The sequence below is a fragment of the Pseudomonas allii genome (assembly GCF_055380095.1).
In genome coordinates, this window is the sequence record NZ_AP039450.1 from 5,973,178 (window position 1) to 5,999,781 (window position 26,604).

The window sequence follows — 26,604 nt, forward strand, 5'->3', positions numbered from 1 at the left end:
AGGGCCTATAGCTCAGTTGGTCAGAGCAGAGGACTCATAATCCTTTGGTCCACGGTTCAAGTCCGTGTGGGCCCACCAAACAAGAAAGCCGCGCATTGCGCGGCTTTTGTGTGTCTGGCCGCCTCACTTCGCAAACAACTGCCCAATATCCCTGAACGCCTTGAACTCCAGCGCGTTCCCGCACGGATCAAACAGAAACAACGTCGCCTGCTCCCCCACCTGCCCCTTGAACCGAATATGCGGTTCCAACACGAAGCGCGTTTGCCGCGCCTGCAAGCGTTCCGCCAAGGCATGCCAGTCTTCCCAGCCCAGCACCACGCCAAAATGCGGCACGGGCACGTCGTGGCCGTCGACTGCGTTGGTGTGCGCCGACTCCTGGGAGGCGGTCTTGGGGTGTTCGTGGATCACCAACTGGTGCCCGAAGAAGTTGAAGTCGACCCAATGATCGCTTGAGCGTCCTTCTTCAAGGCCAAAGACGTCACCGTAGAAATGCCGCGCCGCGGCCAGGTCGTATACCGGGATTGCCAGGTGGAAAGGGGCGAGTGTCATCAGGTCAAACCTCTATGGGCGTTAAGTGCCCCGAGTTTAGCCTTGCTGCCAACGATGAAAAGACGATAGTTTTTGCGTCGAGCTCAAATTATTTCGATCAATCGAGACGCCCATGCTGCGTGAACTGAAGACCTTTATCGCCGTCACCCGCCACGGCACGTTCGCGGCAGCGGGCATGCATATCGGGTTGACGCAATCGGCGGTGAGTGCGCAGATCCGTCAATTGGAGCAGGCGCTCGGCGTGCCGCTGTTCGATCGCACCGGGCGCCAGGCCACGTTGAATGCTGCGGGGTTGCGCGCCTTGCCGCTGGCGAGGGAGATCCTGGAAACCTTCAACCGCATGGCGGTGCCGGTGGATGCAAATGAGTACCGGGGTGAGTTGAAGGTGGGCGCCATCACCACTGCACAAACCGGTTTGTTGCCCCAGGCACTGGTGCGTTTGCGTCAGGCGGCGCCGACGGTGGAGTGCAAGCTGATACCTGGCGTGTCCCTGGAGCTGCTGAGCCAGGTGGACGCCGGTGAACTGGACTCGGCGATCATCATCCGCCCGCCCTTCGACCTGCCCAAGGAACTGCATGTGCAGCTGCTGCGCAAGGAGCCGTTCGCGCTGATCGTGCCTCACACGTTGGTGGGTGATGACCCGTTGCAGTTGCTCGCGACGCAGCCGCATGTGCGCTATGACCGCGCTTCCTTTGGCGGTCGCCTGGTCAGCCGATTCCTGAAGGAACATAAACTCGACGTGCAGGTAGCATTGGAGTTGGATGAGCTGGAAGCCATCGTCAAGATGGTCGAATGCGGCCTGGGCGTATCGCTGATTCCTCAAGCCGGGTTGTGGCTGGAGCGCTCGCCCAACGTGCGAATCATCCCATTGGGCAGCCGGACCTTTTACCGCGAAATCATCCTGCTGAGCCGCTACAGTCAACGCCACCTGCCCGTACCGCAACTGTTCACCCGCTGCCTGCTCGCCGACACCAACCTGTAAGATGCCCACACATTGCCCCTCGCATCGGAGCCCTCGCCTTGCCCGCCCTAGATGAAATCGACCGCCAACTGATCGCCGCCCTGCAGATCAACGCCCGCGAAAGCGTGGCCATGCTCGCCCGGCAGTTGGGCATCGCACGCACCACGGTGACGTCGCGCCTGGCGCGCCTGGAGAAAACCCAAGTGATCACTGGTTATGGCGTGCGCCTCGGGCAGCGAGTGGTCGATGGTGGTTTGCAGGCTTATGTGGGCATCACCGTACAAGCGCGCTCGGGCAAAGAGGTGTTACGCCGGCTGAGTGCCATGGCCCAGGTGCAGCAGTTGTGCGCGGTGAGTGGTGAGTTTGATTACGTCGCCTGGCTGCGCACGGATTCGCCGGAGCAGTTGGACCAACTGCTGGACCAGATCGGCAGCGTCGACGGCGTGGAGAAAACCACCACGTCGATCATCCTCAGTAACAAATTGGATCGCGGGCAACCAATCTGATCAACACAATCGTCATTCTGACTAAAAACAGTTCAATTCGACGACACTTTGCGTCTTATTAACGAACGCCACGCTCCCTAAACTGGCTGCCATCTTTTCCTATACTCAGCGGGTCGTGCCCCGCCGAGTCATCAGCCAGGTCAGCCATGAACACATCCAACAAAAACAATCGCCACCCTGCAGACGGTAAAAAACCCATCACCATCTTTGGCCCGGACTTCCCGTTCGCCTTCGATGACTGGATCGAACACCCCGCCGGCCTGGGCAGCATTCCCGCCGCCCACCAGGGTGCCGAAGTGGCTATTGTCGGTGCCGGCATCGCGGGCCTGGTGGCTGCCTACGAGTTGATGAAGCTGGGCCTCAAGCCGGTGGTGTACGAAGCCTCGAAAATGGGCGGCCGCCTGCGCTCCCAAGCCTTTGAAGGCGCCGAAGGCATCATCGCCGAGCTGGGCGGCATGCGCTTTCCGGTGTCGTCGACGGCGTTCTATCACTACGTGGACAAGCTCGGCCTGGAAACCAAACCGTTTCCCAACCCACTCACCCCGGCCTCCGGCAGTACGGTGATCGACCTCGAAGGCCAGACCCACTACGCCCAAAAACTCTCCGACTTGCCGGTGCTGTTCCAGGAAGTCGCCGACGCCTGGGCCGATGCGCTGGAGGCCGGTTCACAGTTCGGCGATATCCAACAGGCTATCCGCGACCGCGACGTGCCGCGCCTCAAGGAGCTGTGGAACAAGCTGGTGCCGCTGTGGGACGACCGCACCTTCTACGACTTCGTCGCCACCTCCAAGGCGTTCGCCAAGTTGTCGTTCCTGCACCGTGAAGTCTTCGGCCAGGTGGGTTTCGGCACCGGCGGCTGGGACTCTGACTTCCCCAATTCGATGCTGGAAATCTTCCGCGTGGTGATGACCAACTGCGACGACCACCAACACCTGGTGGTCGGCGGCGTAGCCCAGGTGCCGATGGGCATCTGGCGCCATGTACCGGAGCGCTGCGCCCACTGGCCGGCCGGCACCAGCCTGAGTTCACTGCATCGCGGCGCGCCACGCGCGGGCGTCAAACGTATCGCCCATGCCGCCGATGGCCGTTTTGCCGTCACCGACAACTATGGCGACACCCGCGAGTACGCCGCCGTGCTGACCACCTGCCAGAGCTGGCTGCTGACCACCCAGATCGAATGCGACGAGAGCCTGTTCTCGCAAAAAATGTGGATGGCCCTGGACCGCACACGCTACATGCAATCATCGAAAACCTTTGTGATGGTCGACCGCCCGTTCTGGAAGGACAAAGACCCGGAAACCGGCCGTGACCTGATGAGCATGACCCTCACCGACCGCCTGACCCGTGGCACCTACCTGTTCGATAACGGCGACGACAAGCCGGGGGTGATCTGCCTGTCGTACTCGTGGATGAGCGACGCCCTGAAAATGCTGCCGCAGCCCATCGACAAGCGGGTGAAACTTGCCCTCGACGCGCTGAAAAAGATCTACCCGAAAGTCGATATCAAGGCACGCATTATCGGCGATCCAATCACCGTGTCCTGGGAAGCCGACCCGCACTTCCTCGGGGCCTTCAAGGGCGCGTTGCCGGGACACTATCGCTACAACCAGCGTATGTATGCGCACTTCATGCAGAAGGACATGCCCGCCGAACAACGTGGGATATTTATCGCCGGTGATGATGTTTCATGGACACCCGCCTGGGTCGAAGGCGCCGTGCAGACCTCGCTGAACGCAGTGTGGGGCATCATGACCCACTTCGGCGGCAGCACTCACCCCGAGAACCCGGGGCCGGGTGATGTGTTCGATGAAATCGGGCCGATTGCCCTGGCGGATTAAGGAGTTGAACATGCGCGTCGCCCTGTACCAATGCCCGCCGCTGCCGCTGGATGTGGCCGGCAACCTCAAGCGCCTGCATCAACTGGCGCATGAGGCCTCCGATGCCGATGTGCTGGTGCTGCCGGAGATGTTCCTCAGCGGCTACAACATCGGTGCCGAAGCCGTTGGCGCCTTGGCCGAGACGCAGGACGGGCCGTCGGCGCAGGCGATTGCCGAACTGGCCAAAAGCGCCGGCCTGGCGATTCTGTACGGTTACCCGGAACGGGCTGAGGATGGTCAGATCTACAACGCCGTGCAGTTGATCGACGCCCACGGCCGGCGCCTGTGCAACTACCGCAAGACCCATCTGTTTGGCGACCTGGACCATTCGATGTTCAGCGCCGGTGACGATGATTTCCCACTGGTAGAACTCAACGGCTGGAAGCTCGGTTTCTTGATCTGCTATGACCTGGAGTTCCCGGAAAACACCCGGCGCCTGGCCCTGGCTGGCGCTGAGCTGATCCTGGTGCCCACTGCCAACATGGTGCCGTTCGATTTTGTCGCCGATGTCACCGTGCGGGCGCGAGCCTTTGAAAACCAGTGTTATGTGGCCTACGCCAATTACTGCGGGCATGAAGGCGAGATCCAGTACTGCGGGCAGAGCAGCATTGCCGCGCCGAATGGACAGCGCATTGCCCAGGCCGGCCTGGATGAAGCCTTGATCGTCGGTACGCTGGAGCGCCAATCGCTCCTTGACGCTCGCAGCGCCAATCACTACCTGCAAGACCGCCGCCCCGAGTTGTACGGCGCGCTGCACAAGCCCTGATCCAGCCGGTTTGTTAGCATAGGCACATTCTATGTTTCGGAAGTGCCCATGCCTGCGCCGGCCCCCCCTCATCACCTTCACCTGACCCTGGCCAATGGCCTGCGGGTTTCCTTGCGTCATGCCCCACGGTTGAAGCGCTGCGCCGCCGTGCTGAGCGTGGCGGCCGGCAGCCATGATGTGCCGTTGGCGTGGCCGGGGCTGGCGCACTTCCTGGAGCATTTGCTGTTTCTCGGGACAGAGCGTTTTCCCACGGATGACGGGTTGATGGCCTACGTGCAACGCCATGGGGGCCAGGTCAATGCCAGCACCCGTGAGCGCACCACGGACTTCTTCTTTGAACTGCCGGATGCCACTTTTGCCGGGGGCCTGGAGCGCTTGGCCGACATGCTGACCCATCCGCGCCTGGCGCTGGAGGATCAATTGCGTGAGCGTGAGGTGCTGCACGCGGAATTTATCGCCTGGTCCCAAGATGCACAGGCGCAACAACAAGTCGCACTGTTGGAAGGTTTGGCGGTGAATCATCCGCTACGTGGCTTTCATGCGGGCAACCGCGACAGCCTGCCAGTTGAGCGTGAGACCTTTCAGCAAGCCTTGCAGGAATTTCACACGCAGTTCTATCAGAGCGGGCAGATGACCTTGAGCCTGGCCGGCCCACAATCGCTGGAGGCCTTGGAAGGCTTGGCACAGCGGTTCAGTGAACAACTGACCTCGGGGTCGCTGCACCCGCAATGCGCGCCACCGCCCTTGATGCAGGGGCAAGCGCAGCGCTATCAGCACATTGCCAAGGATCACCTGCATCAGGTCATCACCTGTGATGCGCCCCGTGAAGCGCTGGAGTTTCTCTGCACCTGGCTTAACGCGTCAGCACCCGGCGGATTGCTGGCCGAACTGAAAGCGCGACACTTGGCGAGCGCACTGCAGGCGTCGGTGCTGTATCACTTCGCCGGGCAAGCGGTACTGGATATCGACATTACGCTCAGTGGTCCTGCTGAATCGGCGACACAAGTCGAGGCGTTGCTGTACGACTGGCTGAGCTTTTTCGCACACAGCGACTGGGCTGCGTTGCGCGAAGAATTTGCTCTGCTGGCCGCTCGCCAACAGCAGACCCAAGGCGCCCTGGCATTGGCCCGAAATGACCGCCAAGACCTGTCGGAACAGGATGCCGTCGCCCTTGAGGCTCTGCTTGAATCGCTGCGTTTGCCACCCTCCGAACGACCATGGCAACTGCCGCCGAACAACCCCTTCCTGCGCCCGCCGGTCAAGGAAGAACGCGCCGGCCTGATTCGCGGCCAGACCAGCGCCCACCGAGGCTTGCGCACGTTTGCCCAGGATCGATCCCGTGGGCGTCGTGATGCATCGGCACTGGCCTTCAGCCAGGCATTGCCGGACGACAGCCACGAAGGCGCGTTGTATCTACAATGGCAATCAGCTCCCCCACATCAGGAAAGCGCGCTGCAGTCGTTGCGCGACAATGCCCGCCAGGCGGGCGTCGAAGTGTCGTTCGAAAACCTGGGCAGTCACTGGCTGGTGAAAATGGTTGGGCTACAAGAGCCGATCCCCGCAATCCTGGAAGTGTTGGCGCTACACCTGAGCGATCCGCAAGACGCACCAGCCGTCCCGCCGCCCATGATCGCCATCCGCGAATTGCTCAAGGCGCTGCCCGCTTGCTGCACCACGACCACGTCCGAAACAGCCTCGTGGGACTCCGCACGTTGGCAAGGCCTGGGGCTGGGTTTCTCTACCGCCCATGAAGCCGCGATCAAAACCGCTGCGGCCCGCCTGCCGGGGCAACCTGCGAGCCTCAATCACATCGCGCCATCCCTAGGCGGCCAACGCGTCTGGCATGCGGTGCAAACCGACTCACCCGAAGCCGCCCTGCTGCTGTTTTGCCCGGCACCCAGTCAGTCCCTGGCGGATGAAGCCGCCTGGCGACTGCTCGGCCATCTGCTCCAGGCGCCCTTCTACCAGCGTCTGCGGGTAGAGCTGCAAATCGGCTACGCCGTGTTCAGCAGCATCCGACAGATAAACGGCCAGACCGGCCTGCTGTTCGGCGTGCAATCCCCTGGCCTGTCCCTGTCAGGCATCGCCGATCACCTGAACACCTTCCTGAAGCAACTGCCGGCGCTGATCGAACGCAGCGACGACTTTGGCAACCTGGCCTTGGCCAAGCAGTTCAGCGCACAGACGCTGCCCAACGCCCAAGCCGCCGAACTGCTGTGGCACGCCCATCTGGCAGGCCATCCGTCGGACTACCTGGTTCAACTTCAAGCCCTGATCCAAACCTGTACCCGCGAAGCATTGCAGCATGCCGCGCAACAATTAAACGAAGCCGCAGGCGGCTGGCGCTGCGTGGCCAACGGACCGCGCATATCGACTACGTGGCAAGCGGCAGGGTGATCATTGCCGGCCCTGCAAAAGGCTTTCTCCCTCAAGGCAGCGCTAACTTGAAAAGAATTGAGTAATATTCCCACGCACACATCTGAACATCTCCGACTGGAGGTGGACTATATGTATTACTTGGTAGTAAACGTCCCATCCCTTCGTAGGAGTAAGAATATGACCTGGTCCAAACCTGCTTACACTGATCTGCGCATCGGTTTCGAAGTCACCATGTACTTCGCCAGCCGTTAATCCGCTGGGTACTACAACGCCTCGGTTCGCCCGGGGCGTTTTTGTTTTGAGCTTGATGGAGCGACCATGTTTGTCCAGATTCTAGGTTCCGCCGCCGGCGGTGGTTTCCCGCAGTGGAACTGCAACTGCGTGAACTGCGCGGGTTTTCGTGATGGCAGCCTGCGGGCCCAGGCGCGTACCCAGTCGTCCATCGCGATCTCCGACGATGGCGTGAACTGGGTGCTGTGCAACGCCTCGCCGGATATCCGCGCGCAACTCCAGGGCTTTGCACCGATGCAACCCGGCCGCGCCCTGCGCGATACCGGCATCAGCGCGATCATCCTGATGGACAGCCAGATCGACCACACCACCGGCCTATTGAGCCTGCGCGAAGGCTGCCCGCACCAGGTGTGGTGCACCGACATGGTCCATGAAGACCTCAGCACCGGTTTCCCGCTGTTCACCATGCTCACCCACTGGAACGGTGGCCTGGCCTGGAACCGCATCGAGCTGGACGCCAGCTTCACCATCCCGGCCTGCCCCAACCTGCGCTTCACCCCGCTGCCGTTGCGCAGCGCAGCGCCGCCTTACTCGCCACACCGCTTCGACCCGCACCCGGGCGACAACATTGGCCTGATCGTCGAAGACCTGCGCACTGGCGGCAAACTGTTCTACGCCCCGGGCCTGGGCAAGGTCGACGCGCCATTGCTGGAGATCATGGCCGGCAGCGACTGCCTGCTGGTGGACGGCACGATGTGGGATGACGATGAAATGCAGCGCCGTGGCGTTGGCACCCGCACCGGCCGCGAGATGGGCCACCTGGCGCAAAACGGCCCCGGCGGCATGCTTGAAGTGCTGGAACAGTTGCCCGAGCAGCGCAAGGTGCTTATCCACATCAACAACACCAACCCGATCCTCGATGAAGACTCCCCCGAGCGAGCGGAGCTGGTGCGGCGCAATGTCGAAGTGGCTTACGACGGCATGAGCATTGAATTGTAGGAGCTGACGAGATGACTGACACGCCATTGACCACCGCCGAATTCGAAGCCGCCCTGCGGGCCAAGGGCGCCTTCTACCATATCCATCACCCGTATCACGTGGCGATGTACGAAGGCCGCGCCACCCGCGAGCAGATCCAGGGCTGGGTCGCCAACCGTTTCTATTATCAGGTGAATATCCCGCTCAAAGACGCCGCGATCCTGGCCAACTGCCCGGACCGTGAGATCCGTCGCGAGTGGATCCAGCGCCTGCTCGACCACGATGGCGCCCCCGGTGAAGACGGCGGCATCGAAGCCTGGCTGCGCCTGGGCCAAGCAGTAGGCCTCGACCCCGACCAACTGCGCTCGCAGGAATTGGTACTGCCCGGCGTACGATTCGCGGTTGATGCCTACGTCAACTTTGCCCGTCGCGCCAGTTGGCAGGAAGCCGCCAGCAGCTCGCTGACCGAGCTGTTCGCGCCGCAGATCCACCAGTCGCGCCTCGACAGTTGGCCGCAGCATTACCCGTGGATCGACCCGGCCGGCTATGAATATTTCCGCACCCGCCTGGGCCAGGCCCGCCGCGATGTGGAACACGGGTTGGCGATCACCCTGCAGCACTACACCACTCGTGAAGGCCAGGAGCGCATGCTGGAGATTCTCCAGTTCAAACTCGACATCCTGTGGAGCATGCTCGATGCCATGAGCATGGCCTATGAACTCAAGCGCCCGCCGTATCACAGCGTGACCGAGCAGCGGGTGTGGCATAAAGGGATCACCCTATGAGCTTTGACCGCAGCAAGAAACCGACCTGGCGCCCAGGCTACCGTTACCAGTACGAGCCGGCGCAAAAAGGCCACGTGTTGCTCTACCCCGAAGGCATGATCAAGCTCAACGACAGCGCCGCATTGATTGGTGGCTTGATCGACGGCGAGCGCGACGTGGCGGCCATCATCGCCGAGCTGGAGAAACAATTTCCTGGTGTTCCTGAGCTCGGTGAAGACATCGAGCAATTCATGGAGGTCGCCCGTGCTGAGCACTGGATCATCCTTGCCTGAAAAGCCGGCCATCGGCCTGCCCCTGTGGTTGCTGGCCGAGCTGACCTACCGCTGCCCGTTGCAGTGCCCGTATTGCTCCAACCCGTTGGACTTTGCCGAGCAGGGCAAGGAGCTGACCACCGAGCAGTGGTTCAAGGTATTCCGCGAAGCCCGCGAGATGGGGGCCGCGCAGCTGGGGTTTTCCGGCGGTGAGCCGCTGGTGCGCCAGGACCTGGCCGAGTTGATCGCTGAAGCACGCAAACTGGGGTTCTATACCAACCTGATCACCTCCGGCATCGGGTTGACCGAGCAGAAGATCAGCGACTTCAAGAAGGCCGGTCTGGACCATATCCAGATCAGTTTCCAGGCCAGCGACGAACAGGTGAACAACCTGCTGGCCGGCTCGAAAAAAGCCTTCGCACAGAAGCTGGAAATGGCCAGGGCCGTGAAGGCCCACGGCTACCCGATGGTGCTGAACTTTGTGACCCATCGGCACAATATCGACAAGATCGACCGCATCATCGAACTGTGCATTGCGCTGGAGGCGGACTTTGTCGAGCTCGCCACCTGCCAGTTCTACGGCTGGGCGCAGCTCAATCGTGTGGGGTTGTTGCCGACTAAAGAACAGCTGGTGCGCGCCGAACGCATCACCAACGAATACCGCGCCAAGCTGGAAGCGGAAGGTCACCCGTGCAAGCTGATTTTCGTCACGCCGGACTACTACGAAGAGCGCCCGAAGGCCTGCATGAACGGCTGGGGCAGTATCTTTCTGACCGTGACGCCAGACGGCACCGCCCTACCCTGCCACGGCGCCCGACAGATGCCGGTGCAATTTCCCAATGTGCGCGACCACAGCATGCAGCACATCTGGTACGACTCGTTCGGCTTCAACCGCTTTCGTGGCTACGACTGGATGCCCGAGCCGTGCCGTTCCTGCGATGAAAAAGAGAAGGACTTCGGCGGCTGCCGTTGCCAGGCCTTCATGCTCACGGGGGACGCGAGCAATGCCGACCCGGTGTGCAGCAAGTCCGAGCAGCACGGCATCATCCTGCAAGCGCGGGAAGAAGCCGAATACGCCACCCAGACCATCGAGCAACTGGCCTTTCGCAATGAGCGCAACTCAAAACTCATCGCAAAAGGCTGACAGCCTCAACGCTTGGCGATGATGTACACCGCGTGGACGATGCCCGGGATGTAGCCGCACAGGGTCAGCAGGATATTCAGCCAGAACGCGCCGCCGAAACCCACTTGCAGGAACACACCCAGTGGCGGCAACAGAATGGCGATGATGATACGAATGAAATCCATGGGATCAGCTCCAGAAAATCGGCTCGTGTGAGCCGTGTAGCTAATCGACCTTGGGCGTTCGTGAGGGTTCAGTGGGATCTGGCGTTGGGCCACTGTCAGGCAAGAATCTCCAATCCGTGCTTCTTCACAATGCTCAGCAACTTAAGCGCCATGCCGCTGGGTTGCTTCTCGCCAGACTCCCACTTTTTCACGGTGGACGCGCTGGTGTTCAGGTAGCGGGCGAACACGGGCTGGCTCACATGGCTGCTTTCACGAAGCTGCTTGATTTGGTCGGCCGGGATTTGCTCAGGGACGGCAGATAAGCAGGCCTCGTCATATTCACGAAGCGTGGTTTTGCTGATGGCGCCAATTGCGTACAGTGCTAGGGCTGACTGGTGAACAGACTCAAGTACTTCGCTTTCATATTTTTTGGTCATGATGTATCTCCACAAAATCCTTGGCATCCAGCAGGTATCGGAGCTGTAATTCGCTTAAGTTTTCATAGACCTTAGCCAACGCTCGAAGCCTGCCCAATTCCTTAGGGCTGATATTGCTCTGTCTCTGCTTATCAAAAAGAGATTGATAAACCCAGTAATGCCGGCCCTTTGCCAACACAATGGAGCGGTGCCGGTTTTCCTTGAGGCGCTTCTTCCAAACACCACCACCCAGATTATCCGCTTGGCCCTTGAGCAATTCGCCAAAAGCTTCTCTTAGCTCAGAATCACAGATCCAGGCTCTGCTCGCTGCATCAGCGAAATTAGGGGTTTTAAACAACCTGAGCTTCATGGATATCCCTTCCCACAAACATACCACCCAGTGGTATAGATTAGAAGTAGAGCACGCTGTGCCCTATCGGCAGTCCTTGCCGACGCTCGCTAAAAAGCCATTGTTTTCACAAACGCTCAATCAACATTTTCAATCCAAAAATGACACGCCCAAAAAAACGCCTCCAGCCAAAAAAATCAGGCCGGAGGCGCTGCGTAGACCGCGAGACGGTTCAGGAATAGGGGGTTAAACGGCGATACCCTTGCGGCATTGCAGTTGGGCGGTACGCACGCGGGAGAAGGCACGGGCCAGGCGCAGGAGCATTTCGTCGATGTTGCTTTTGCTCACGGTCAGGGCCGGGGTGAAGCGCAGGCAGTTGGGTTGCGGAGCTTGGAGGATCAGGCCTTCGTGCAGCGCCGCTTTTACAACAGCATCCGCAGAATCATCCGACAACGTCAGGCCCCACATCAGGCCGTGGCCGCGCAGTTGGCCGTGGTCGTAGCGGTAGGCCAGGCGGGCAAGGCCTTCGCCGAGGTAAAGGCCGGACTCACGCACCTGTTCCAGAAAGCCGTGCTCCAGCAGCGTATCGCATACCGCCAGCCCGGCCGATGCCATCAACGCATTGCCGTGATGGGTGCCTTCCAGCTCGCCCACTTCAAAACAGCAGGCTTTACCGCGCGCCAGCAGCGCCGCAAGGGGCACACCACCGCCCAAGCCTTTGCCGAGCGTGATGATGTCGGCACGCACGCCGTATTGCTGCTCGGCGAGCAAGGTGCCGCAGCGGCCCATGCCGGTTTGCACTTCGTCGAGGATCAGCAAGATCCCCAGTTCACGGCACAGGCGCTCGACACCCTTGAGGTAGTGCTCCGTCGCGGGGATGACACCGGCCTCGCCCTGGATCGGCTCCAGCAGGATGGCGACGGTTTGCGCGTCAACTGCGGAATGCAACGCCGGCAAGTCATTGAAGGGCACATGACTGAAGCCCGGCAGTTGCGGCTCGAAGCGATTGGCACTCTCGCCCGCCGACGCCGACATCGCCGCAAAGCTACGGCCATGGCAACCACCGCTCGCGCTGATGACGCGATAGGCGCCGCCGCGATGCAGTTGGCCCCATTTGCGTGCCAACTTGATCGCGGCTTCAACGGCTTCCGCGCCGCTGTTAAGCAGGTAGGCCTGGTCACTGCCGGTGCGATGGCACAGACGCTCGGCGAGGTTGAGTTGAGCGCGGTTATGCAAGCCGTTGCCTGGGTTGATCAGCGCCTGAGTCTGGTCAGCCAGTGCCTTGATCAACACCTGCGGGCTGTGGCCGAGGCTGTTGGCGGCGTTGCCCTGGCTGAAATCCAGGTAGGCCCGGTCTTCGCTGTCCCAGAGCCAGGAACCCTGGCCGCGCACGAACACTTGCGGCGGCCGCGCTACGGAGGGCATCAGGGATTCGTTGAGAGGATTATCGCTGGGCGTCTCCAGAACTAAATCGTCCAGGCTCGGCGCGGGGCGACGGAACAGATTCATAGCTCGCCTCCAATAGCAACCTGACTTTGGTCGGTGCGACGCGCCATTACCGCCTGGAGATTTTTTGCCTTGCCTATGTAAACGCTATCAACATAAACGCTATTCATTGCCCGATCCGGCCCTGTAAGCCCTGCGAATAGGCGCTAGACTAGGCGCCTCGGGGGCCAGCGGCCATTTCGATTTTCCAGCTTTTTCGATAAGTAAGCCTTATGGATTTCAAGCAACTGCGTTATTTCGTCGCGGTGTATGAGGAAGGCCACGTAGGCCGTGCCGCCGAGCGTCTGTCGATCTCCCAGCCGGCGCTGTCCCAGCAGATTCGCCAGTTGGAGCAGAACCTGGATGTGAGCCTGTTCGAACGCAGCAGCAAGCGCCTGCTGCCGACACTGGCGGCGCATACGCTGTACAACCACGCCCTGCCATTGATCGATGGCATGCAGCAGGCGGTTGAGGCCCTGCGCAACTTCAAGGGCCAGGCGATGCGCACGTTGGCCATCGGCGTGCTGCAAACCGTGCACACCAGCCTGGTCCCGCAGATGCTCGAGCGCGTGCGCAAGGCCCAGCCACATTTGGTGGTGCAGATCTACGAATTGACTGGAATTGAGATTGAGCGGCGGCTACTCAACGGCTCGCTGGATATCGGCATCAGCTACTTGCCGCCACGCCAGCCTGGGTTGCACGGCGTGCTGTTGTACGAAGATGAGTTGAAGGTGGTCATCCCAGAAGACCATCCCTTGCGCGAATTCAAGAAAGTCTCACTGAAGCAGGCCGCCGAGTTGCCGATGTTGCTGCTCGGGGAAGAATTCCAGGTCCGGCAGATCTGGCAGGGCCAACTGTCCAACCTCGGGCGGCGCCCGCAAGTGCAGGCAGAGCTCAATACCATGGCGGGGATTCTCGATAGCCTGCCTCATACCAAGCTGGCGACGGTACTGCCGGGGCGCTCCCAGGACGAACACAACAGCCAGGCGCTGCTGTGGAAACCCTTGAGTGAACCCAGGGTGCCGCTGAAAGTCGGTTTGGTGTGCCGCGATGTGCAACGCCAGCAGGCGACGGTGGCGTTGCTGCGCACCTTGCTGGAAGACGTGATGAATGCCCCGCAGGCGCCTGCCTGACTTTTTCGCGGGCAAAAGAAAACCCCGCCGAAGCGGGGCTTTGCAGACTGTTTCCCTGACATCCATTTCACTCCGCCATCCTGGCAGAATCCTACGTGTCCGTGTTGTTGCTTTGCGCTTCCTGCGCGACGTCCATGTGAAGTAGATTATCCGTGGATCCAATATGGCGATAGAGGACGAATAGCAGTACGTCATGTAAGAGAATGCTTACACGCCCTCCAAGCCTTTAGAACAGGGCTTCATCCAGCAAAAACAGTGATTCACTACCGGCTTTTACCGACGCAATCAGGGAGTGGATGCGCGGCAACAGGCGCGCAAAGTAGAAGCGTGCGGTCCCCAGTTTGCTGGCGTAGAAGTCTTCTTCCGATTCCTTGCCCAGCGCGGCCTTGGCCATGCGAGCCCACATATAGGCATACGCCATGTAGCCGAAGGCATGCAGGTACTCCACCGACGCCGCGCCGATTTCATTCGGGTTGGTCCTGGCGCGGTCCAGCACCCAGGCGGTCAGCTCATCCAGGTTATCCACCGCCACGCCCAGCGGCTTGGTGAATTCGGCCAGCTCGGCACCCGCCGAGGCAATGAACGCGCGGATCTCGTCGGCAAACAGGGTGTAGAACGCCCCGCCACTGCCGACGATCTTGCGCCCCATCAGGTCCAGGGCCTGGATGCCGTTGGTGCCTTCGTAGATCTGGGTGATGCGCACATCACGTACCAGCTGCTCCTGGCCCCACTCGCGAATATAACCGTGGCCGCCAAATACCTGTTGGCCCAGCACAGTGGTTTCCAGGCCCAGGTCGCTCAGGAATGCCTTGGCCACCGGCGTCAGCAACGCCACCAGGTTATCCGCGCGCTCGCGGGCGGCGGCATCGTCGCTGAACTTGGCGATGTCCAGTTGCGTCGCCACGTAGGTGGAAAACGCCCGGCCACCTTCGTTGGCGGCTTTCATGGTCAGCAGCATGCGCCGCACGTCCGGGTGCACGATGATCGGGTCGGCCATTTTGTCTTTGGCCTGCGCGCCGGTCGGTGCACGGCTTTGCAGGCGGTCGCGGGCGTATTCGATGGCGTTCTGGTAGGAACGCTCGCCGGACGCCAGGCCCTGGATACCCACCCCCAGACGCTCGTAGTTCATCATGGTGAACATCGCCGCCAGACCACGGTTTGGCTCGCCCACCAGGTAACCCACGGCCTCGTCGAAGTTCATCACGCAGGTGGCCGAGGCCTGGATCCCCATCTTGTGCTCGATGGAGCCGCAGCTCACCGCATTGCGTGCACCCAGGCTGCCGTCGGTGTTCACCATGAACTTCGGCACCAGGAACAGCGAAATCCCCTTGGGACCCGCCGGTGCATCCGGCAGCTTGGCCAGGACCAGGTGGATGATGTTATCGGTGAGGTCGTGTTCACCGCCGGTGATAAAGATCTTGGTCCCGCTGACTGTGTAGGAACCGTCCGCCTGTGGTTCGGCCTTCGTGCGGATCATCCCCAGGTCAGTACCGGCGTGGGCCTCGGTCAGGCACATGGAACCGGCCCACTCACCGGAATACATCTTCGGCAGGTAAGTGGCCTTGAGCGCTTCGCTGGCGTGGGTGTTGATCGACACGCAGGCGCCGGACGTCAGCATCGGGTACAGGCCAAAGGCCAGGCTCGACGAGTTGATCATCTCTTCGACCTGGGCCGACACGGCCTTGGGCATGCCCATGCCGCCGAACGCTGGATCACCGCCTACACCCACCCAACCGCCTTCAGCGTAGGTTTTGTAGGCCTGTGGGAAACCGTTCGGGGTAAACACGGCGGTGTTGTCCCAACGGCAACCTTGTTCATCGCCACCACGGCTGAGCGGGGCGATGGATTTGGCGGTGACCTTGCCGGCTTCTTCGAGGATGGCCTCTACGGTTTCGGCGTCAACGGTGTCTGCCAATGCCGGCAACTGGGCCCAAGTGGTGGCGACCTCAAAGACTTCGTTGAGGACGAAGCGCATATCACGCAGCGGCGCTTTGTAATCAGCCATGGCAAACCTCGTGAGAACGTGAAAAGTAATTCGGTAAGAGTCGGTTTTACAGGCTCAGAGTGTACCCGAACAACTTTTCAGACACATAGGGTCCACTTGTGACTGATTGGTATTTTTAAGTCATTACAACGCAAACGCCTCCGCAGGCAGACTCATCAGGCATTCGCTGCCCGCTTCCACGGCAGCGCGATGGGTAGCCGTACGCGGCAGTAGACGCTTGAAGTAGAACTCGCACGTGGCCAGCTTGGCCTTGGCAAAATCGCCATCAGGCTGTTCAAGGGCAGCGATCGCCATGCGCAGCCACAGGTACGCGAGCACCACGTAGCCGCTGTACATCAAGTAATCCGCCGCCGCCGCGCCCACTTCATCGGGGTTCTTCATCGCGGCCATGCCGACCTGCGTGGTCAGCTCACCCCACTCCCCATTCAATTGATTGAGTTGCGCCACATAGCCCTTGAGTTGTGGATGCTCGGCATTCGCCGCACAGAACTTATGCACGATTTTGGTAAACCCACGCAGCAACTTGCCCTGGCTGCCCAGCACCTTGCGCCCCAGCAGGTCGAGGGCCTGGATGCCGTTGGTGCCTTCATAGATCGGCGCAATCCGCGCATCACGGGCCAGTTGCTCCATGCCCCATTCGCGGATGTAACCGTGGCCGCCGAAGATCTGCATGCCGTGGTTGGTCACCTCAAGGCCGGTGTCGGTCATAAAGGCTTTGCAGATGGGGGTGAGGAACGCCAGCAGGTCTTCGGCATCCTGGCGCTGGCCGGCGTCGCTGCTCAGGTGCGCGGTATCGAGCAACTGTGCAGTGAAGTAGGTCAGTGCGCGGTTGCCTTCGTTGAAGGCCTTCATGGTCAGCAGCATGCGGCGCACATCGGGGTGCACGATGATCGGGTCGGCCGCTTTGTCCGGGGCCTTGGCGCCGGTCAGCGCGCGCATTTGCAGACGGTCGTTGGCGTATTTGATCGCGCCCTGGAAACTCGCTTCGCCATTGCACAGGCCCTGCATGCCAGTGCCCAGGCGCGCATGGTTCATCATGGTGAACATACAGTTGAGGCCCTTGTTCGGCTCACCGATCAGGAAGCCCCTGGCGCCATCGAAGTTGAGCACACAGGTGGCGGAGGCCTTGATGCCCATCTTGTGTTCGATGGAACCGCAGTGCACTGCATTGCGCTCGCCGGTGTCGGCATGGAACTTGGGCACGATAAACAGCGAGATACCCTTGGTGCCCGCCGGCGCATCCGGCAGCTTGGCCAGCACCAGGTGGATGATATTGGCGCTCATGTCGTGCTCGCCGGCCGAGATGAAGATCTTGCTGCCGGTGACCGCATAGCTGCCGTCCACCTGGGGCACGGCGCGGGTCTTGATAAGGCCCAGGTCGGTACCGCAATGGGCTTCGGTGAGGCACATGGTGCCGGTCCATTCGCCCGCCGTGAGTTGAGTCAGATACGTGTCTTTTTGCTCGGCAGTGCCGTGGGCGTGAATCGCCGACATCGCGCCGTGGGTCAGGCCGGGGTACATGCCCCAGGAGGTGTTGCTGGAGCCGATCATCTCGCTCAGCACCAGGCCGAGGGACTGCGGCAGGCCCTGGCCACCGTAGGCCGGATCGGCCGCCACACCGTGCCAGCCGCCTTCCACGTACTGGGCGAAGGCTTCCTTGAAACCCTTGGGCGTGGTGACCACGCCACTGTCGAAATGGCAGCCTTCTTCGTCGCCGCTGCGGTTGAGCGGCGCCAGTACGTTCTCGCAGAATTTCGCGCCTTCTTCGAGGATCGCACCGACCATGTCCGGGCTGGCGTCGGTGGCACCCAACGCGGCGTAGTGGCCGTGGAAATCAAACACGTTGTCGATCAGAAAGCGCATGTCGCGAAGGGGAGCTTTGTACTCAGGCATGGCAATGTCTCCGTCAGCAGATGGTTTCAACCTACTGCCGACCAACGCCCGGAACAATCACTGTAGAACCGCTGAATACACCGCCATCACTCAACCGGCAGCGCTCTCCATGCGCACCGCGCCACGCCGGGTCTGCCCGGACGCCACCACGCAGTTACGCCCGGCGCCCTTGGCGGCGTACAGCGCCTGGTCGGCGGACTTGAGCACTTCTTCGGGCGTGCGCTGCTCGGCCTGGCGTTCGGCCACGCCGATGCTGATGGTCACTGAGACACTGGAGGCACCGCTGCCTGAACGGCGCTGGCGACCCTGCTGATCGTCCTGGGGGCGGTCCGAATGACGCAGCTTGATGTCGTAGTCGGCGATGATCTCGCGGATCTCCTCCAGGTGCGGCATGCATTCATCCAGGGTCTTGCCGGCGAACACCACGGCGAATTCTTCACCGCCGTAGCGGTAGGCACGCCCGCCGCCGTTGACCTTGGACAGCTTGCTCGCCACCAGCCGCAATACCTGGTCGCCCACGTCATGACCATGGGTGTCGTTGAAACGCTTAAAGTGGTCGACGTCGCTCATCGCCAACACATAGTTGCGCCCCAGCCGCTGCATGCGCTCGTTCAGCGCACGACGCCCCGGCAAGCCGGTCAGCTCATCGCGGAAGGCCATTTGATAAGCCTCGTGGGCCACACCGGCGGCGATCATCAGCATCACCTGGCTGCACATGATATTCAGGGTGAAGGGCAGGATGAACGTCTGCGGCAACATCCAGAACAGTCCCAGCAACCCCACCAGTTGCGCCGCATGCAGCGGGCGCGGCTGGTACCAGTATTGCGCTGCCAGGGTCAGGAAGCCGATCAAGAACATCGGGTAAGACAACTGGATCAGGCTCATCCAAGTGCCATGCAGCGCCGGCCAGCGGATCTCCGCCAGCCAGTTGAGCACGGCCTGGGGATAACTCTGCTCCAACGCCAGCGCTACGCTACCCACCGCCAGCAACACCGCGCCACGTGCGACGAAGTCACGGAACAGGTGGGTCTTCTCCTGCCACAGCGCGTAGATGCTGAACAGCAACGGCAGCAGCAGGCAGCACAGGTGAAACACCACGGCGGCGTCTTCGCGCACACGGCCATTGTCGCGGTAGAAGTCGGTCTGGGTATCGAGCAGGAAGTAGGCGATGTACACCGTGATCATCAGGAACAGTTCACGCTGGCGGCGGTACACCGCGCAGTACGAACCACCGAGCAACAGCACCAGGGTCGGCAACACATTGAACAGCGAGGTGAAGAAGACGTTGAGGTCCTTGACGTACGCAGCCGAGAGCCCGGCCAGCAAGAGCAGCAACGAAGGAAGAAAGTGACTGAACCGTACAGCGGACACGCGTGACAAGGGTAAAACTCCGACCCGCAAAAAATGATGGCACTATGCCCTTATGCAGACAGTTAAACACAACCCGTCGAACATGTATCACATTGCCATTACTGTAACGGCAGCCGACAGTAATCCCTGAGTGCTGCGCTGTGGTTTTTTATCGGGTACAAAAAAGCCGCCGCTCCCGCAAGGGAGCGGCGGCTCTGCAAATGAACCCCGGTAAGGCTTAGTAAGCCAGGCCGAAGTCTTCTTCTTTCATGTCCATCAGGTTGTTGGCGCCCGACAGCATGGTTGCCACGTGCGTGCGGGTACGCGGCAGGATGCGCTGGAAGTAGAAGCGCGCGGTCTGCAGCTTGGCGGTGTAGAACGCCTCTTCGGTGGTGCCGGCAGCCAGTTTTTCAGCGGCCAGGCGCGCCATGTCGGCCCAGAAGTAAGCCAGGCAGGCGTAACCGGAGTACATCAGGTAGTCCACCGAGGCGGCACCCACTTCTTCACGGTCTTTCATCGCGGCCATGCCGACCTTCATGGTCAGCTCGCCCCACTCTTTGTTCAGCGCCGCCAGCGGTGCAACGAATTCTTTAACCGCTTCGTTGCCTTCGTTGGCCTGGCAGAACTTGTGCACGATCTTGGTGAAGCCCTTGAGCGCTTCGCCTTGGGTCATCAGCACTTTACGGCCCAGCAGGTCGAGGGCCTGGATGCCGGTGGTGCCTTCGTACAGCATCGAAATGCGGCTGTCGCGAACGTTCTGCTCCATGCCCCATTCGGCGATGAAGCCGTGGCCGCCATAGATCTGCACGCCGTGGTTGGCCGATTCAAAGCCGACTTCGGTCATGAACGCCTTGGCGATCGGGGTCATGAAGGCCAGCAGGCCATCGGCCTGTTTCTTGGCGTCTTCATCGGTGCCGTACTTGACGATGTCCACTTGCTTGGCGGTGAAGTACACCATCGCACGGTTGCCTTCGGCAAAGGCCTTCATGGTCAGCAGCATGCGGCGCACGTCGGGGTGCACGATGATCGGGTCGGCGGCTTTGTCCGGGGCTTTCGGGCCGGTCAGGGAGCGCATTTGCAGGCGATCGCGGGCATATTTCAGGCCGCCCTGGAAGCCGATTTCGGCGTGGGACAGGCCTTGCAGCGCGGTACCCAGGCGAGCGGTGTTCATAAAGGTGAACATGCAGTTCAGGCCTTTGTTCGCCGGGCCGATCAGGAAACCGGTGGCCGCGTCGAAGTTCATCACGCAGGTGGCGTTGCCGTGGATGCCCATCTTGTGTTCCAGGGAACCACAGCTCACGGCGTTGCGCGCGCCAATCGAGCCATCGGCGTTCGGCAGGAACTTCGGCACGATAAACAGCGAGATCCCTTTGGTGCCGGCCGGTGCGTCCGGCAGGCGGGCCAGTACGATATGGACGATGTTGTCGGCCATGTCGTGTTCACCGGCCGAGATGAAGATCTTGGTGCCGGAGACCTTATAGGAACCATCAGCCTGAGGCTCGGCCTTGGTGCGCAGCATGCCCAGGTCGGTGCCGCAGTGTGGCTCGGTCAGGCACATGGTGCCGGTCCATTCGCCCGACACCAATTTGGTCAGGTAGGCCTCTTGCTGCTCGGGGGTGCCGTGCTCGGAGATGGTGTTCATCGCACCGTGGGACAGGCCCGGGTACATGCCCCACGACCAGTTGGCGGTGCCGACCATTTCGCTCACGGCCAGGCCCAGGGATTCCGGCAGGCCTTGGCCGCCGTGCGCCACGTCGTGGGCCAGGCTTGGCCAGCCGCCTTCGACGAATTGTTTGTAGGCTTCTTTGAAACCGGTAGGGGTTTTGACGCCCGACTCACTCCAGGTGCAGCCTTCGATGTCGCCCACGCGGTTCAGCGGTGCCAGCACTTGCTCACAAAACTTGGCGCCTTCTTCAAGGATGGCGTCAACCATGTCCGGGGTAGCGTCCTGGCAAGCCGGCAGGCTCTGATAGTGCGCTTCATAGCCAAGCAGTTCGTCACGAACGAAGCGAATATCACGCAAGGGGGCCTTGTAGTCAGGCATAGCGATAAACCTCTGCTGATGTATCTGGAATGAACAACCGCGTGGAAGTGTTGGGGCGGTCAAACAGGTGTTTGAAACATACGTTTACGACCTGGGGATGTCAAGCGTCGTCCGGATGCCGTTTGTCATGACGCGGGTCAATGGCGCGCACGGCAACGCTTGCGGCAAGACGCCACATAACTGGGGGAGTGTAGAAGTTCAGAAGGACGACACAGCAAAAATGTGGGAGAGGGCTTGCCCCCGATAGCGCAGTGTCAGCCATATACACATTGGCTGATCCATCACTATCGGGGGCAAGCCCCCTCCCACATTTTTAGCGTCAGCAGATCAGGCGTAGGTATCGATCAGGGTGCCGAGCATTTCATCGGAAGCCTTGGCGACTTTTGCGCCGAGCTCGACCTGGAACTTGCCTTGGGCCATTTCAACCATGTTGCTGGCCGAGTTGGACGGCTGGGCGCGGTCGTTGGCTTGCAGACGGTCGCTTTGCGCGTCCGATGGCTGGGTGGTCGCGGCACTGGCAATTCTGCCGGCGGCCTGATCGACACGGTTCTGCCCGGACTGAATGCTGCTCAGGCCCGAGTAAAACGCGCTGCTTCCAGAGATTTCCATGGCGTAAGCCTGCATTTAGAGAATCGTGAAGTTGAATTGAAGCAGATATCCCGTCAAAGGGCTCGTCAAAAACACTAATGGCATAATGCCTTGTCGATAGCCAAAATCAGTCAAGCAGGTCCAGTTGCAAGTACTCGGCAACCGCTTCAGCCCCGGCGTGCTTGAGTTTCGGCACACGCCCCAGGCACGGCGCAGGCAGGCGCTCGGCCAGGGTGGCAAGGTTTTCTTCCAGGCGGGAGGTCTTGGGGTCGATGATATTCGCCACCCACCCGGCCAACTGCAGACCGTCCCGGGCAATCGCCTCGGCGGTCAGCAAGGCATGGCTGATGCAACCCAGGCGCACCCCCACCACCAGGATCACCGGCAATTTCAGCGCCATGGCCAGGTCCGACAGATTCGCCTGGTCAGCCAATGGCACGCGCCAGCCGCCGGCACCTTCGATCAGGGTGAAATCCGCTTGCCGTGCCAGGATCTGCTGCATGGGCTTCAACAACGATTGCACGGTCAGCGACACGCCCGCCTCCCGCGCCGCCAGATGCGGCGCGATGGCCGGTTCGAAGGCCACCGGGTTGACCTCGGCATAACTCAACGGCAGCGAGCATTCAGCCAACAACGCCAGCGCATCGGCGTTGCGCAATCCCTTGGGCGTGACCTGGCAACCGGAGGCCACCGGCTTACCCGCCGCGGTGCTTCTGCCGGCTTGCCGCGCCGCGTGCAACAGACCGGCGGCGATGGTGGTCTTGCCGACATCGGTGTCGGTGCCGGTGATGAAGTAGGCGGCGCTCATAGAGGTTTCTCCAGTACGGCATACACCACTTGGTAAGTCGCCGGCAGGCCTTGGGCCTGGCGGAACCGCTCATACGCGTGCACCAGTGCAACAATCCGCGCGCGCCCCGTCAACCCACCGGGGCGACCGGGGTTGAGGTTATGCGCGCCCAGGGCCTTCAATTCGTGGGTCAGGCTGCGCACATCCGGGTAATACAACACATGAGGACGGCGCCCCAGGCTCACCACCCGCAGGCCGCTGGCCGCACACAATTGTTGATACGCCTCGAAGGTGCGGAAGCGATTGACGTGCACCAGGCCATCCGCCGCACGCCAGCTTTCGCGCAGCTCTTCCAGGGTGCCCACGCAGAGACTGGCGAAGGCCAGCACACCGCCCGGTTGCAACACCCGATAGGCCTCGCTGAGTACCGCTTCGATATTCGCACACCACTGCACCGCGAGGGAGGAGAAGATCAGCTGCACGCTGTCAGCCTTGAGCGGCAAACGTTCGGCGTCGCCGGCGATGAAGTGCTGGGCGCCACCCAGGGGGCGTGCGTGGTTGAGCATGCCTTCGGCGATGTCCAACGCGATGCCTTGGCTGGCGGGCCAGCACTCCCCCAGCACACGGCTGAAATAACCGGTGCCGCAGCCCATGTCCAACCAGCGTTGCGGCGCGGTATCGGCCGGCAAGCGCGCCAGCAGTTGGCTGCCCACCGTCCGCTGCAACTCGGCGACGCTGTCGTAACTGGCGGCGGCACGAGAAAAGGACGCCGCCACCTGGCGCTTGTCTGGCAACGCACCCGGCAGCGGGGCGTGGGATAAATCAGTCATCGACGCACTCATGCAAAAAAGCCTGGATGGCCCCCGCTACACCGTGAGGGTCTTCCAGAAGAAAAGCGTGGCCGGCCTGTTCAATCAGGCCGATTTCAACATCAGGCAGCAGCGCCAGCAGGTCGCTGGCGGCTTCGGCGGGCACCAACCCATCCTGGCCGGCGAACAGGTGCAACTGCGGGCCGCGATAGGCCAATAAGGCTTCACGGGTATCCAACTGGGCGAGTAGCTCAAGGCCGGGCATCAACACACTGGACGGCGTGTTCGGCGCGCCACTGACCAGCAGGCGCGACAGTCCGCGCGGGTCTTCGGCGCCCTTGGCGCACAACAGGCCGAAGCGCTTGAGGGTGACTTGGGAGTCGGCATGGCAGCCGGCGAGGAACGCATCGAACGTCTCGGCGGGCATCGCGCTTGGCCAGCCAGCGTGGGCGACGAAACACGGGTTGCTCGCCAGAGTCAGCAGGCCGCAGCAACGTTCGCCGCGCCGCGCCGCCAGCTCCGAAGCCAGCATGCCGCCCAGGGACCAACCGCCCAGCCAGGCGTTGTCCGGCAGCGTGGCGTCGAGTTCGTCGAGCCACTCGTTCAGGTCGCTGGAATCCAGTGCGGGCAACGGCTCGATCTGCACCTGCAGGTGCTCGTCCAAACCTTGCAAGGCGGCGGCCAACGGTTCCAGCGGCGATACACCGAGGCCCCAGCCGGGCAGCAATATCAGTCGATCACGCATGGACTTGCTCCGAACTGCTTAACACGCGGAAACACGCTTCCAACGCGTTTAACAATAGCTGCACCTGCGCCGCGCTGTGGGCTGCCGTCAAAGTCACGCGCAAACGTGCGCTGCCAGCGGGCACGGTGGGTGGGCGGATCGCCGTCACCATCAGGCCGCGCTCACGCAGCATCTGCGACAGGCGCACGGCCTTGGCGCTGTCGCCGATCAGAATGGGTTGGATCGGCGTAAAGCTGTCCATCAGCTCCAGCCCAATCTGCTCGGTGCCCTGACGGAACTGATGGATCAGGCGGTTGAGGTGCTCGCGCCGCCAATCCTCAGTGCGCAGCAGTTCCAGGCTTTTCAAGGTGGCGCAGGCCAGGGCGGGCGGTTGGCTGGTGGTGTAGATGTACGGGCGGGCGAACTGGATCAGGCTTTCGATCAGCTCTTCACTGCCGGCCACAAACGCCCCGGCCGTGCCGAACGCCTTGCCGAGGGTGCCGACCAGCACCGGCACGTCCTCCTGGCTCAGGCCGTAATGCTCGACGATCCCGCCGCCGTTGGCGCCCAAGGGGCCGAAGCCATGGGCGTCATCCACCATCAACCAGGCGCCTTTGGCCTTGGTTTCGCGGGCCAGCGCGGGCAGGTCGGCCAGGTTGCCGTCCATGCTGAACACCCCATCGGTGACCACCAGGGTATTGCCGGTGGCCTTCTCCAGTCGCTTGGCCAGGCTCTGCGCATCGTTATGCAGGTAACGATTGAAACGCGCACCCGAGAGCAAGCCCGCATCCAGCAGCGAAGCATGGTTGAGACGGTCTTCCAGCACCGTATCGCCCTGCCCCACCAACGCCGTGACCGCGCCGAGGTTGGCCATGTAGCCGGTGGTAAACAGCAGCGCACGCGGGCGGCCGGTGAGGTCGGCCAGGGCTTCTTCCAATTCATGGTGCGGCGTGGCATGCCCGACCACCAGGTGCGAAGCGCCGCCGCCTACGCCCCAACGCGAGGCACCGGCGCGCCAGGCCTCGATCACCTGCGGGTGATTGGCCAGGCCCAGGTAATCGTTGTTGCAGAACGCCAGCAACGGCTGGCCGTCCACCACCACTTCCGGGCCTTGGGGGCTGTCGAGTAGCGGGCGTTGGCGATAAAGGTGTTCGGCACGACGGGCAGCGAGGCGCGCGGCGAGATCGAAAGACATGCAGGCCTCGATTAAACAGGATGTACGCGCTAAAGAATGTGAAGGGGATCCAGTGTGGGAGGGGGCTTGCCCCCGATTGCAATCTGTCAGTTGATGCAGGTGTCGACTGACCCATCGCTATCGGGGGCAAGCCCCCTCCCACACCAGTCCTTTCCCACAGTTGGCTGGCATTTCAATCAAACAACAGCGTTGTAGAACTGCTCGCTGCTCTTCTGCTCCACCAATGCCTGTTCGATGGCCGCCTGGTGCACTTCGTCGGCATGCTCTTCACGGGCCTCCGGCAAAATCCCCAAACGTGCGAACAGTTGCATGTCCTTGTCAGCCTGCGGGTTGGCGGTGGTCAGCAACTTATCACCGTAGAAGATCGAGTTGGCACCGGCAAAGAACGCCAACGCCTGCATCTGCTCGTTCATCGCCTCACGGCCGGCCGAGAGGCGCACGTGGGACTTCGGCATCAGGATGCGCGCCACGGCGAGCATGCGGATGAAGTCGAACGGGTCGATGTCTTCGGCGCTTTCCAGCGGCGTACCCGCCACTTTCACCAGCATGTTGATCGGCACCGACTCCGGATGCTCCGGCAGGTTGGCCAGTTGGATCAGCAAATTGGCGCGGTCGTCGAGGGACTCGCCCATGCCGAGGATGCCGCCGGAGCAGATCTTCATCCCCGAATCACGTACATAGGCCAGGGTTTGCAGGCGCTCGCTGTAGGTGCGGGTGGTGATGATGCTGCCGTAGAACTCCGGCGAGGTGTCGAGGTTGTGGTTGTAGTAGTCCAAGCCGGCCTGGGCCAGGGCTTCGGTCTGGTCCTGGTCAAGGCGGCCGAGGGTCATGCAGGTTTCCAGGCCCATGGCCTTTACGCCTTTGACCATCTGCAACACGTAGGGCATGTCTTTGGCCGACGGGTGTTTCCAGGCAGCGCCCATGCAGAAGCGCGTCGAGCCGATGGCTTTGGCGCGGGCAGCCTCTTCGAGGACCTTCTGCACTTCCATTAGCTTCTCTTTTTCCAGGCCGGTGTTGTAGTGGCCCGACTGCGGACAATATTTGCAATCTTCCGGGCAGGCGCCGGTCTTGATCGAGAGCAGCGTCGACACTTGCACACGGTTGGCGTCGAAATGCGCGCGGTGCACGGTCTGCGCCTGGAACAGCAGGTCATTGAACGGCTGCACGAACAGTGCTTTGACTTCGGCGAGGGACCAATCGTGACGCAAGGTGGCGGTGGTGCTGGCGCTCATGGGCGATTCCTTGATTATGCTTTG

General features: G+C 61.4%; 26 protein-coding genes and 1 tRNA gene. 12 read left to right on the forward strand and 15 right to left on the reverse strand.

The window, feature by feature from the left end; genetic code table 11:
• Position 1: 1 nt before the first annotated feature.
• A tRNA-Ile gene (locus ACZ445_RS27460) sits at positions 2-78 on the forward strand.
• 45 nt (positions 79-123) lie between these two features.
• On the opposite strand, the gene ACZ445_RS27465 is transcribed toward ACZ445_RS27460, so the two are convergent.
• Positions 124-549, reverse strand: a complete 426-nt coding sequence (locus tag ACZ445_RS27465; protein ID WP_464707784.1) for a VOC family protein — start codon at positions 547-549, stop codon at positions 124-126.
• 112 nt (positions 550-661) lie between these two features.
• Here ACZ445_RS27465 and ACZ445_RS27470 point away from each other — a divergent pair, with 112 nt between their 5' ends.
• The 10 genes from ACZ445_RS27470 (at position 662) to pqqE (ending at position 10,427) form a co-directional block, all read left to right on the forward strand.
• Entirely contained in the window at positions 662-1,531 is an 870-nt protein-coding gene (locus ACZ445_RS27470) for a LysR family transcriptional regulator (protein ID WP_464707785.1), read from the forward strand.
• 38 nt (positions 1,532-1,569) lie between these two features.
• Complete coding sequence (locus tag ACZ445_RS27475; protein ID WP_010206997.1) at positions 1,570-2,016, forward strand: Lrp/AsnC family transcriptional regulator; 447 nt, start codon at positions 1,570-1,572, stop codon at positions 2,014-2,016.
• A gap of 146 nt (positions 2,017-2,162) precedes the next feature.
• Positions 2,163-3,854, forward strand: a complete 1,692-nt coding sequence (locus ACZ445_RS27480; protein ID WP_464707786.1) for a flavin monoamine oxidase family protein — start codon at positions 2,163-2,165, stop codon at positions 3,852-3,854.
• 10 nt (positions 3,855-3,864) lie between these two features.
• Positions 3,865-4,659, forward strand: a complete 795-nt coding sequence (locus ACZ445_RS27485; RefSeq protein WP_058424748.1) for a carbon-nitrogen hydrolase family protein — start codon at positions 3,865-3,867, stop codon at positions 4,657-4,659.
• 48 nt (positions 4,660-4,707) lie between these two features.
• On the forward strand, positions 4,708-7,056 hold the full coding sequence (gene pqqF, locus ACZ445_RS27490) for a pyrroloquinoline quinone biosynthesis protein PqqF (protein ID WP_464707787.1): 2,349 nt from the start codon (positions 4,708-4,710) through the stop codon (positions 7,054-7,056).
• A 159-nt stretch (positions 7,057-7,215) separates the two neighbouring features.
• A complete protein-coding gene (gene pqqA / locus ACZ445_RS27495; RefSeq protein ID WP_003194766.1) occupies positions 7,216-7,290 on the forward strand; it encodes a pyrroloquinoline quinone precursor peptide PqqA in 75 nt (24 codons plus the stop codon).
• 66 nt (positions 7,291-7,356) lie between these two features.
• On the forward strand, positions 7,357-8,268 hold the full coding sequence (pqqB, locus tag ACZ445_RS27500; RefSeq protein WP_032883902.1) for a pyrroloquinoline quinone biosynthesis protein PqqB: 912 nt from the start codon (positions 7,357-7,359) through the stop codon (positions 8,266-8,268).
• 11 nt (positions 8,269-8,279) lie between these two features.
• Complete coding sequence (gene pqqC, locus ACZ445_RS27505) at positions 8,280-9,032, forward strand: pyrroloquinoline-quinone synthase PqqC (protein ID WP_017138042.1); 753 nt, start codon at positions 8,280-8,282, stop codon at positions 9,030-9,032.
• Entirely contained in the window at positions 9,029-9,304 is a 276-nt protein-coding gene (gene pqqD / locus ACZ445_RS27510) for a pyrroloquinoline quinone biosynthesis peptide chaperone PqqD (RefSeq protein ID WP_058424745.1), read from the forward strand. The genes pqqC and pqqD overlap by 4 nt, the downstream gene beginning before the upstream one ends.
• Entirely contained in the window at positions 9,276-10,427 is a 1,152-nt protein-coding gene (pqqE, locus tag ACZ445_RS27515; RefSeq protein WP_179029701.1) for a pyrroloquinoline quinone biosynthesis protein PqqE, read from the forward strand. Before pqqD ends, pqqE begins: the two co-directional genes overlap by 29 nt.
• Positions 10,428-10,432: 5 nt before the next feature.
• On the opposite strand, the gene ACZ445_RS27520 is transcribed toward pqqE, so the two are convergent.
• From ACZ445_RS27520 to ACZ445_RS27535, 4 genes are all read right to left on the reverse strand, one after another.
• Positions 10,433-10,591, reverse strand: coding sequence for a YqaE/Pmp3 family membrane protein (locus ACZ445_RS27520; RefSeq protein ID WP_003228885.1), 159 nt, complete (start codon positions 10,589-10,591; stop codon positions 10,433-10,435).
• Between the two features lie 95 nt (positions 10,592-10,686).
• The gene (locus ACZ445_RS27525; RefSeq protein WP_028618183.1) at positions 10,687-11,007 is read right to left on the reverse strand and encodes a helix-turn-helix domain-containing protein; all 321 of its coding nucleotides are present in this window, start codon (positions 11,005-11,007) and stop codon (positions 10,687-10,689) included.
• The gene (locus ACZ445_RS27530; RefSeq protein ID WP_179029702.1) at positions 10,991-11,356 is read right to left on the reverse strand and encodes a type II toxin-antitoxin system RelE/ParE family toxin; all 366 of its coding nucleotides are present in this window, start codon (positions 11,354-11,356) and stop codon (positions 10,991-10,993) included. Before ACZ445_RS27530 ends, ACZ445_RS27525 begins: the two co-directional genes overlap by 17 nt.
• 225 nt (positions 11,357-11,581) lie before the next feature.
• Positions 11,582-12,844 (reverse strand): aspartate aminotransferase family protein, encoded by a 1,263-nt coding sequence (locus ACZ445_RS27535; protein WP_310862825.1) that lies wholly within the window; start codon positions 12,842-12,844, stop codon positions 11,582-11,584.
• Positions 12,845-13,053: 209 nt separating this feature from the next.
• Here ACZ445_RS27535 and ACZ445_RS27540 point away from each other — a divergent pair, with 209 nt between their 5' ends.
• Positions 13,054-13,953, forward strand: a complete 900-nt coding sequence (locus tag ACZ445_RS27540; RefSeq protein ID WP_179030327.1) for a LysR family transcriptional regulator — start codon at positions 13,054-13,056, stop codon at positions 13,951-13,953.
• A gap of 226 nt (positions 13,954-14,179) precedes the next feature.
• Here ACZ445_RS27540 and ACZ445_RS27545 read toward each other — a convergent pair whose 3' ends face one another.
• The 10 genes from ACZ445_RS27545 to bioB all read right to left on the reverse strand — a co-directional run bounded on the left by ACZ445_RS27545 (position 14,180) and on the right by bioB (position 26,580).
• On the reverse strand, positions 14,180-15,958 hold the full coding sequence (locus tag ACZ445_RS27545; RefSeq protein WP_179030326.1) for an acyl-CoA dehydrogenase C-terminal domain-containing protein: 1,779 nt from the start codon (positions 15,956-15,958) through the stop codon (positions 14,180-14,182).
• A gap of 123 nt (positions 15,959-16,081) precedes the next feature.
• Entirely contained in the window at positions 16,082-17,851 is a 1,770-nt protein-coding gene (locus ACZ445_RS27550; RefSeq protein ID WP_058424738.1) for an acyl-CoA dehydrogenase C-terminal domain-containing protein, read from the reverse strand.
• Positions 17,852-17,941: 90 nt separating this feature from the next.
• The gene (locus tag ACZ445_RS27555; RefSeq protein WP_058424737.1) at positions 17,942-19,231 is read right to left on the reverse strand and encodes a GGDEF domain-containing protein; all 1,290 of its coding nucleotides are present in this window, start codon (positions 19,229-19,231) and stop codon (positions 17,942-17,944) included.
• Between the two features lie 208 nt (positions 19,232-19,439).
• On the reverse strand, positions 19,440-21,245 hold the full coding sequence (locus ACZ445_RS27560; protein WP_058426692.1) for a phenylacyl-CoA dehydrogenase: 1,806 nt from the start codon (positions 21,243-21,245) through the stop codon (positions 19,440-19,442).
• Positions 21,246-21,572: 327 nt separating this feature from the next.
• A complete protein-coding gene (locus ACZ445_RS27565) occupies positions 21,573-21,854 on the reverse strand; it encodes a hypothetical protein (protein ID WP_058426691.1) in 282 nt (93 codons plus the stop codon).
• A 106-nt stretch (positions 21,855-21,960) separates the two neighbouring features.
• Positions 21,961-22,641 (reverse strand): dethiobiotin synthase, encoded by a 681-nt coding sequence (gene bioD / locus ACZ445_RS27570; protein WP_058426690.1) that lies wholly within the window; start codon positions 22,639-22,641, stop codon positions 21,961-21,963.
• Entirely contained in the window at positions 22,638-23,450 is an 813-nt protein-coding gene (gene bioC, locus ACZ445_RS27575; protein WP_464707788.1) for a malonyl-ACP O-methyltransferase BioC, read from the reverse strand. The genes bioD and bioC overlap by 4 nt, the downstream gene beginning before the upstream one ends.
• The gene (locus ACZ445_RS27580; protein ID WP_310862827.1) at positions 23,443-24,174 is read right to left on the reverse strand and encodes an alpha/beta fold hydrolase; all 732 of its coding nucleotides are present in this window, start codon (positions 24,172-24,174) and stop codon (positions 23,443-23,445) included. Before ACZ445_RS27580 ends, bioC begins: the two co-directional genes overlap by 8 nt.
• Positions 24,167-25,348: an 8-amino-7-oxononanoate synthase gene (gene bioF, locus ACZ445_RS27585; protein ID WP_464707789.1), complete on the reverse strand. Its 1,182-nt coding sequence runs from the start codon at positions 25,346-25,348 to the stop codon at positions 24,167-24,169. Before bioF ends, ACZ445_RS27580 begins: the two co-directional genes overlap by 8 nt.
• A gap of 176 nt (positions 25,349-25,524) precedes the next feature.
• Entirely contained in the window at positions 25,525-26,580 is a 1,056-nt protein-coding gene (bioB, locus tag ACZ445_RS27590) for a biotin synthase BioB (protein ID WP_310862829.1), read from the reverse strand.
• Positions 26,581-26,604 lie beyond the last annotated feature (24 nt).